The organism is uncultured Thiodictyon sp. (assembly GCF_903946935.1).
Lineage (GTDB): Bacteria > Pseudomonadota > Gammaproteobacteria > Chromatiales > Chromatiaceae > Thiodictyon.
This window is the reverse complement of the sequence record NZ_CAJAXH010000068.1, coordinates 1-7061: the sequence shown is the minus strand read 5'-3', so window position 1 is coordinate 7061 and position 7061 is coordinate 1. Positions and strand designations below refer to the sequence as shown.

Below are 7061 nucleotides of genomic sequence, written 5' to 3'. Positions count from 1 at the left end.
CCCGTGGCTTTCGCCGCACCCGGGCGGGCTACAGCGGCGCGCCCATGGCGATCAAGCGCGTCTTTGTCCGCCCCTTGCACATCCACGCCCAAGCCCAGTTATCACGTCCCATCCTCGACGCGCGCGAGGTCATCGAGAAAACCACCGGCAAGCGCTCGACCGAAACCGTCTACGGTCTCACCGACCATACCCCGGACAGCGCCGAAGCCGCCGCCATTTTGGCCTTCAACCGCCGCCACTGGACCATCGAGAACAGCTGCCACTACATCCTCGACTGGAACTGGGACGAGGACCGATGCACCATCCGCACCGGCCACGGTCCCGCGAACATCACCGCCTTACGCCGCTTCGCCATCGGCGCCATCAAGGCGAAATCCCGCGACACCGTCGCCGCCACCATCCAGCGCCTGGCACGCAACGTCCGCCTGGTGTTTGACTACCTGGGCATGACCGAAAATTCCCGCCGTCGGCGGGGACGGCCAGCCACGGCGGGCTAGAACGGATTTGCCGTGCCTGCCGGTGAACCTCCCAGGATCGCCGCCGGTTGGCACAACTGGAAGAGTCCCTGATGAGGCCCTAGCGCCTGCGGTCTCGTGTGTCGATTCGCGGGTAGAAAGCGATTTTTTCAAAAAACCGCTTAACTGTCGGAGCCTGAAAAGTTACTTGGCGGAGAGAGAGGGATTCGAACCCTCGATGGGCTATTAACCCATACTCCCTTAGCAGGGGAGCGCCTTCAGCCACTCGGCCATCTCTCCGGGAAACAAAATCGTGTGGTGGGCGAATACGGAGCCGGGATAACGCAATCGCGCATCCCTCAATCCTGCCCCACAGACTGAACTGGTCCAATCTGTGCTGTCGACCGACTGACAAGCCGGACTCGTGAACGTCACGAGTCCGGCATTGTAGCGCAGACGCGCCCTGCTGGCCAGTTACTCAGGCTCGACGTCCTGGCCGCCGGCTTCGGCCCCATGGGCCTCCGCCTGCTCGCGCTTAATGCGCTCGTAGATCTCCTCACGATGCACGGCCACGTCCCGGGGGGCGTTGACGCCGATGCGGACTTGGTTACCTTTGACCCCAAGTACAGTAACGGTGACCTCGTCACCGATCATAAGGGTCTCACCTACTCGGCGAGTCAAGATCAACATTGCTGTTTTCTCCCTTTCCATCTTCCGACTACGTGGCCCACCCGGCATCACCGCAGCGCAGTCCAGCGCCAGGTCATGTGAGCGAAACCACACCCAGACCAAGCTGGGGGCAATCTACCCCCAACCGGGATTTTAGCAATGCTTGGGGTAAGACCCAAGCATTTATTGCATTTTTCTGACGAACTGTCAGATCGGGGCCAACGCGTCGCCTCAGGCCGGCGCACGATCGAGCCCGAAGGCGTCGTGCAGCGCGCGCACCCCAAGCTCCAGGTATTTTTCATCGACCACCACCGAGATCTTGATCTCCGAGGTGGAGATCATCCGGATGTTGATCCCCTCGCGGGCCAGCGCGGCAAACATCTGGCTGGCGATCCCGGCATGGTTGCGCATACCCACGCCAACTAGGGAGATCTTGACGATATGCGCATCGCCCAGCACCTGCCGCGCCGCGAGCCCCGTAGCGGTCGACTGGAGGATTTCCAGGGCGCGCTCATAGTCGTTGCGGTGGACGGTGAAGGTGAAGTCGGTGCTTGCCTCGTCCGGGGCGATGTTCTGGACGATCATATCGACTTCGATATTGGCCGCGGCGATCGGCCCGAGGATCTTGTGGGCGACGCCGGGTTGGTCCGGCACCCCCAGCACGGTCAGTTTGGCCTCGTCGCGGCTGAACGCGATGCCAGCGATCTGGGCGTCTTCCACGGTGTCTTCCTCGAATGTAATCAGTGTGCCCGCACCCTCGCCAAAGCTGGAGAGCACGCGTAATGGGACCTTGTATTTGCCAGCGAATTCCACCGAGCGGATCTGCAACACCTTGGAGCCCAGGCTGGCCATCTCCAGCATCTCCTCGAAGGTGATGCGATCGAGCTTGCGCGCCTTGGGCTCCACCCGCGGGTCGGTGGTATAGACCCCGTCCACGTCGGTGTAGATCTGGCACTCGTCGGCCTTAAGCGCGGCGGCGACCGCCACCGCGGAGGTGTCCGAACCGCCGCGCCCCAAGGTGGTGATGTTGCCCTGCGCGTCGACCCCCTGGAAACCGGCGATGACGACCACCCGACCGGCGTCCAGATCGGCGCGTACGCGGGCGGCGTCGATGTCGTGGATCCGCGCCTTGTTGTGGGCGCTATCGGTCAGGATGTGTACCTGGCCACCGGTATAGGAGCGGGCCGGGCAGCCGATCGCATCCAGGGCCATGGCCAGCAGCGCGATGGTCACCTGCTCGCCGGTGGAGAGCAGCACGTCCAACTCCCGCGGAACGGGGCGCTCCTGGATCTGTTTGGCGAGCCCGATCAGCCGGTCGGTCTCCCCGGACATGGCGGAGACCACAACCACCACCTGGTGACCTTGGTCGCGGCCGCGCTTGACACGCTCCGCCACCGCGCGGATGCGCTCGGTGTTGGCGACTGAGGTGCCGCCGTATTTCTGTACGATCAATGCCATCGAAATCTCTAACTAAGCCCCGAAGGGGCGTGACATACCAGCCCAGGGCAACGCCCTGGGGTCAAGCCAGCCCCTGCCTGACCCACCCCTCGACAAACGCCAGGGCGGCCGGCAGCCGGTCCGGCTCATTGCCACCCGCCTGGGCCATGTCGGGTCGGCCACCGCCCTTACCGCCGACTAAAGCGGCCGCCTCGCGGATCAGGTCGCCGGCCGGCAGCCGCGCGGTCAGGTCCTTGGTGACACCGGCCACCAGACTCACCTTGCCGTCCGCCACGGCGGCCAGGAGCACCACCGCGGAGCCCAGGCTGTCCTTGAGCTGGTCGAGGGTGTCGCGCAGCGCCTTGGGATCGACCCCGTCGATCCGTGCGGCCAGGACCTTGACCCCGCCCACGTCCACTGCCTGAGACGCCAGGTCCTTGCCTTTGGTGCTGGCCAGGCGTGACTTGATCTGATCGAGCTCCTTCTCCAGTGTACGACTGCGCTCCAGGAGGCTCGCGACGCGCTCGTCCAGGTCTTCACGGGCGCCCTTGAGCAACGCGGCCAGGCGCAACACGCGCTCCTCGTCGGCCTGCACCCAGTCGAGCGCATTGGCCCCGGTCACGGCCTCGATCCGGCGCACCCCGGAGGCGATGCCACCCTCGGCGACGATCTTGCAGAACCCGATGTCGCCGACCGCCTTCACATGGGTGCCGCCGCACAGCTCGGTGGAGAAGTCCCCCATCCGCAGGAGGCGCACCTGATCGCCGTATTTCTCGCCGAACAGGGCCATGGCACCGGTGGCCTTGGCGTCCTCCAGGCTCATGATGCGGGTCTCGACCATGTGATTGTGGCGAATCTCGCGATTCACCAGTCGCTCGACCTCAATCAACTGTGTACGCGTTACCGGCTCGAAGTGTGAAAAATCAAAGCGTAGACGCTCGGGGCCGACCTGTGAGCCCTTCTGCTGCACATGCTCGCCCAGGACTTGGCGCAGCGCGGCGTGCAACAGATGGGTGGCCGAGTGGTTGAGCGCGGTGGCCGAGCGCCGCTCGACATCGACCGCCGCCGCCACGCTGTCGCCAACGCAGAGTTGACCCTGCGTGACCCGTCCCAGATGGCAGATGACCCCCTCACCCTTTTTCTGGGTATCGGTCACCGCGAACTCGCCCACCTCCCCGGTCAGGGTGCCGCGGTCGCCCAACTGGCCGCCGGACTCGGCGTAAAAGGGCGTGAGATCGAGGATCACCAGCCCGTCCTGGCCCGCATCCAGGGCGTCGCAGGACTCACCGCCGTGGTAAATCGCCACCACGGTGGCGCGCTCGCTCAGGTGATCGTAACCGCAGAACTCGGCCTGACCCTGGAAGTCGATGGCCACATCCTGGCCGACGCCGAACTGACTGGCGGCTCGGGCGCGCCCCTTCTGTTCGTCCATGGCACGCTCGAAACCCGCCAGGTCGACGCTCAGACCACGCTCGCGGGCGATGTCGGCCGTCAGGTCCACGGGGAAGCCGTAGGTATCGTAAAGCTTGAAGACCGTCTCACCGGGGATGCAGCCATCGGTGAGCCCGGCGATGGCGCCCTCGAGGATGCCCATCCCGTTGGCCAGGGTCTCCGCAAAACGCTCCTCCTCCAGGCGGACCACTCGCTCGATCTGACCCTGCGCGGCGACCAGCTCCGGATAGGCTTGGCCCATCTCGGCCACCAGCGGGGCGACCAGGCGGTAAAAGAAGGGTTCGTTGCACCCCAGCCGATAGCCGTGACGGATGGCGCGACGCATGATGCGGCGCAACACATAGCCGCGGCCCTCGTTGCCGGGGGTGACCCCGTCGGCGATCAGGAAGGCGGTGGAGCGGCTGTGGTCGGCGATCACCCGCAACGACTTATCGGCACGGTCGGTACACCCGGTCACCGCAGCGGCCGCGTCGATCAGGTTGACGAAGAGATCGATGTCGTAGTTGCTGTGTACGCCTTGGATGACCGCGGCCAGTCGCTCCAAGCCCATGCCGGTATCCACCGAGGGGCGCGGCAGCGGGGTCAGGGTGCCGTCGGCGGCGCGGTTGAACTGCATGAAGACCAGGTTCCAGATCTCCACATAGCGGTCGCCGTCGGCGTCCGGGGAGCCGGGCGGGCCGCCGGGGATCGTGGGACCGTGGTCGTAGAAGATCTCGGAACACGGTCCACAGGGGCCGGTCTCACCCATCGACCAGAAGTTGTCCGCGGCACCGCAACGCGAGAAGCGTTTGGGGTCGGCCTTGATCTCCTTGAGCCAGATATCGGCCGCCTCGTCGTCCTCGGTGAATACAGTCACCCACAGACGCTCGGGCGGCAGGCGCAGCACCCGGGTCAGATAGTCCCAGGCAAAGCCGATGGCCTCGCGCTTGAAATAGTCGCCGAAACTGAAGTTACCCAGCATCTCAAAAAAGGTGTGATGCCGCGCGGTATAACCCACATTCTCCAGGTCGTTGTGCTTGCCGCCGGCGCGTACACACCGCTGCGAAGTCACCGCGCGCTGATAAGGGCGACGCTCACGGCCAAGAAACAGGTCCTTGAACTGGACCATGCCCGCGTTGGTGAACAAGAGCGTTGCGTCATTGGCCGGGATCAGTGGGCTGGAGGCAACCCGCTGGTGGTCCCGTTGGGCGAAATAATCGAGAAAGCTGGCGCGAAGCTCGGCACTGGTGGTCATGGGGTTACTCGGATGCACCGCCACGGGCGGCGGTCAGTCGTTCCAACGAAGGTGGCGACGGATCAGTTCGGACGGAAAGCCGCGGCCTTCCAGAAAACGGCCACGGCGGCCGTAGTCGGCCTGATCGGTCGGCGGGACCGGGCCGAAGCGCCGGTCATGGGTTTGGGCGAGCAGTTGGGGCCAGGCGTCCTGCATCCGCTCAAGATGGGGGTCGATGGCCTCATCCGACAAGCCCTTATCACGCAATTCGGCACGGATGCGCAAGGGACCGAAGCCCTTGCCCGCCCGCTCGGCGACATAGGTCTCCGCCAGCCGCGCCTCATCGATGAGGCCTTGTTCCATCAGCCCGGACAGGATCGGCTCGACCGCCTCGGCGTCATAGCCACGCGCTTGGATCTTGCGCGCCAACTCCAGCCGCGAGTGCTCGCGGGCGGCGAGCAGCTTGAGCGCCAGGCGCTCGATCGCCGCGGCCGGGTCGGCGTCTGCCATCTGGCGGGCGGCGGCGCTCAGGGCTCGAGGTCCGCGGCCGGTTCGGCGGGGTCAAGGACATCGGGGATGGGCGCGTCGTCCGCCGGCTTGGGGAGCAGTTGCTCACGGATGCGCGCCTCGATCGCCTTCGCAATCTCCGGGTTCTCCTTGAGATAGACCCGCGCATTGTCCTTGCCCTGGCCGACCCGGTTACCCGCGTAGCTGTACCAGGCCCCGGACTTGTCGATGATCCCGGCGGAGACACCGAGATCGACGATCTCGCCCTCGCGCGAGATGCCCTCGCCGTAGAGGATGTCGAACTCGGCCTGCCGGAAGGGCGGGGCGACCTTGTTCTTGACCACCTTCACCTTGGTCTCGCTGCCGATGACCTCGTCGCCCTTCTTGATGCTGCCGGTGCGGCGGATGTCGAGCCGCACCGAGGCGTAAAATTTCAGCGCGTTGCCGCCGGTGGTGGTCTCCGGCGAGCCGAACATCACGCCGATCTTCATGCGGATCTGATTGATGAAGATCACCAGGCAGTTGGACCGCTTGATGTTGCCGGTAAGCTTGCGCAGGGCCTGCGACATGAGGCGCGCCTGGAGCCCCATGTGCGAGTCGCCCATCTCGCCCTCGATCTCGGCCTTGGGCGTCAGGGCCGCCACCGAGTCCACCACCACGATGTCCACCGCGTTGGAGCGCACCAACATGTCGGTGATCTCCAGCGCCTGCTCGCCGGTGTCGGGCTGGGAGACCAGCAGGTCGTTCATGTTGACGCCGAGCTTCTGCGCGTAGCCCGGGTCGAGCGCGTGCTCCGCGTCGACGAAGGCCGCAACCCCGCCGAACTTCTGGGCCTCGGCAATCACGTGCAGGGTCAGCGTGGTCTTGCCGGACGACTCGGGGCCATAGATCTCGACCACCCGCCCCTTGGGCAGGCCGCCGATGCCGAGTGCGAGGTCAAGCCCCAACGAACCGGTGGAGATCACATCCACATTGCGCGCGGCGCTCACATCGCCCATGCGCATCACCGACCCCTTACCGAACTGCTTTTCGATCTGGGTCAGGGCGGCGGCCAGGGCCTTTTTGCGATTTTCGTCCATCGGGTCTCCGTGGGGGCCGGCCGCGCGAGGCAGGCGCCGGTTCCAGTCTGTAAAGTCGGCGATTATCGCACAGCCAAGGGGCGTCGCACATCGGGAGGAGCGGCGACCCCACGGCAAATCCGTTCTAGCCCGCCGTGGCTGGCCGTCCCCGCCGACGGCGGGAATTTTCGGTCATGCCCAGGTAGTCGAACACCAGGCGGACGTTGCGTGCCAGGCGCTGGATGGTGGCGGCGACGGTGTCGCGGGATT

At 65.4% G+C, this 7061-nt stretch carries 5 protein-coding genes, 1 tRNA gene and 1 pseudogene; 1 reads left to right on the top strand and 6 read right to left on the bottom strand.

Features of this window, described 5'->3' with window-relative positions:
- Nucleotides 1–497, top strand: a pseudogene (locus QZX93_RS06000) (hypothetical protein); the annotation flags it as partial.
- A gap of 167 nt (nt 498–664) precedes the next feature.
- On the opposite strand, the gene QZX93_RS05995 reads toward QZX93_RS06000, so the two are convergent.
- From QZX93_RS05995 to recA, 6 genes are all read right to left on the bottom strand, one after another.
- Nucleotides 665–755 (bottom strand) — tRNA-Ser (locus tag QZX93_RS05995).
- Between the two features lie 174 nt (nt 756–929).
- A complete protein-coding gene (gene csrA / locus QZX93_RS05990; RefSeq protein ID WP_295392757.1) occupies nt 930–1145 on the bottom strand; it encodes a carbon storage regulator CsrA in 216 nt (71 codons plus the stop codon).
- 210 nt (nt 1146–1355) lie between these two features.
- Nucleotides 1356–2582, bottom strand: coding sequence for an aspartate kinase (locus QZX93_RS05985; protein ID WP_295392756.1), 1227 nt, complete (start codon nt 2580–2582; stop codon nt 1356–1358).
- A gap of 61 nt (nt 2583–2643) precedes the next feature.
- Complete coding sequence (gene alaS, locus QZX93_RS05980) at nt 2644–5247, bottom strand: alanine--tRNA ligase (protein WP_295392755.1); 2604 nt, start codon at nt 5245–5247, stop codon at nt 2644–2646.
- 33 nt (nt 5248–5280) lie between these two features.
- Nucleotides 5281–5736, bottom strand: a complete 456-nt coding sequence (locus tag QZX93_RS05975; protein ID WP_295392754.1) for a regulatory protein RecX — start codon at nt 5734–5736, stop codon at nt 5281–5283.
- Between the two features lie 17 nt (nt 5737–5753).
- Nucleotides 5754–6812, bottom strand: coding sequence for a recombinase RecA (gene recA, locus QZX93_RS05970; RefSeq protein WP_295392753.1), 1059 nt, complete (start codon nt 6810–6812; stop codon nt 5754–5756).
- Nucleotides 6813–7061 lie beyond the last annotated feature (249 nt).

Coding starts and splice junctions, on each gene's coding strand:
- alaS (WP_295392755.1), bottom strand. CDS start 5,247: ATGACCACCAGTGCCGAGCTTCGCGCCAGCTTTCTCGATTATTTCGCC.
- recA (WP_295392753.1), bottom strand. CDS start 6,812: ATGGACGAAAATCGCAAAAAGGCCCTGGCCGCCGCCCTGACCCAGATC.
- csrA (WP_295392757.1), bottom strand. CDS start 1,145: ATGTTGATCTTGACTCGCCGAGTAGGTGAGACCCTTATGATCGGTGAC.
- QZX93_RS05985 (WP_295392756.1), bottom strand. CDS start 2,582: ATGGCATTGATCGTACAGAAATACGGCGGCACCTCAGTCGCCAACACC.
- QZX93_RS05975 (WP_295392754.1), bottom strand. CDS start 5,736: ATGGCAGACGCCGACCCGGCCGCGGCGATCGAGCGCCTGGCGCTCAAG.